The 1,324-nt window shown below is 47.9% G+C and carries 1 protein-coding gene; it reads left to right on the forward strand.

Annotated elements, in window-relative coordinates; translation table 11 throughout:
- A partial coding sequence (locus GGR95_RS18795; RefSeq protein WP_221385041.1) for a hypothetical protein occupies positions 1-911 on the forward strand: 911 nt, incomplete at its 5' end.
- Positions 912-1,324 lie beyond the last annotated feature (413 nt).

Consider the following 1,324-nt stretch of genomic DNA (forward strand, 5'->3'; position numbering starts at 1 on the left):
CTCACAGCCATCGTTGCAGGCCACAAACAAAGCCAGATCAACGATCTGCTACCGTGGAATTACGTCAAATAGGTGGGATCGACGCACCGCTTACAGTCTACATCAATCACGCATCACGTTTCATTGTCCCCAAAAAGCGGATGGTCCAATACGCACAAACCTTTCCCGACTCAGAAATCTATGAACGCATTCTACCCCAGATTGCTGATCTGAAGACTGAGATCGAAAGTGGAAGAGATTTGAGACCGCGTTTGTCGAGAAAGTTGGACAGCGACGGATACAGCTCGAATAGTCGCTGGAGCGACAAGGATTTTGCTCTCAACGCTTACGGCGTTCATCACCTCCATTTACAGTCCAAGAATGGAAATGGACAAAGCGAAGAGCTGGTATTCGTTGAAATTAAATGCACGGCAGCCACAATGCTGCTTGCCGGAAAGCACTCCAGCTTCAGTCGGCCAGACCTTGAAAACGCTATTCTTGCACATCGCGCCAGTACAGGTGAAATGGTGTTGAATGGACTTCACGCACCACCCAGTTCGCATTCAGGATTTACTGCGGAGGAGCGCAAGAGGCTCGCAAGAAATAGCTTCGCGACTACTGAAATGGTAAATGGGAAAGTTGTGATTTCGGCAAACCTTACCAATTCAGGTGGGAGTAACTTGTACGCCAAACACACCCAAAACGTCCTCTCAAAACTTAAATATTTTGAGGCACAGTTAGGCGATGTGGAATTTGTTCGAGCCCTTTTTCAAAAGTTTCAGATGTCAGCACCTTTGTCTCCCCAGTTCTCTTGGGACTACGAATACACAAGCTTTTTTTTAAGGGAGGACACATCCGGAACTGTATTCCCTATCGTAGTGAGTCCTCAGGGATTGTCCGACAGCATCGTCAATAACCGCGACATTAGGTAGTTTCAGGAAGAAAAACAGTAATGGAAATGTGTGTCGTGTCTCTTGAATATGGCGCAATGTCCGTAAGCAGACATTCTGTCACAACAAAAGAACGACGGCTTTGTCCGCAAAGCAGACCTCGGCGTTGAGCGCAGTAAATGTCGGCAACCGCCCATATCCCCGAAAACACAAAACTAGGGGACGTCGTCCGCACGCGCCTGCACCCCTCACGGAGAGCAGGTTTTAAAGGCAGGCGCACTGAAGCGCTTTGCTCAAAACCAGTTTTGAAACGGAAAACAGGTCAGACATCATCTTAAACGATCAAAGGCAAAGCTATGTGTTGGACCTGTCGCGGTTTGATGCCGCTCCTTTGATAGCATTTACTGTAACAAAGGAGATAAACTATGGGACTGAAACGGACGGACGAATTTCGC

Origin of the sequence: Sulfitobacter undariae (assembly GCF_014196805.1) — a bacterium.
GTDB classification, from domain to species: domain Bacteria; phylum Pseudomonadota; class Alphaproteobacteria; order Rhodobacterales; family Rhodobacteraceae; genus Sulfitobacter; species Sulfitobacter undariae.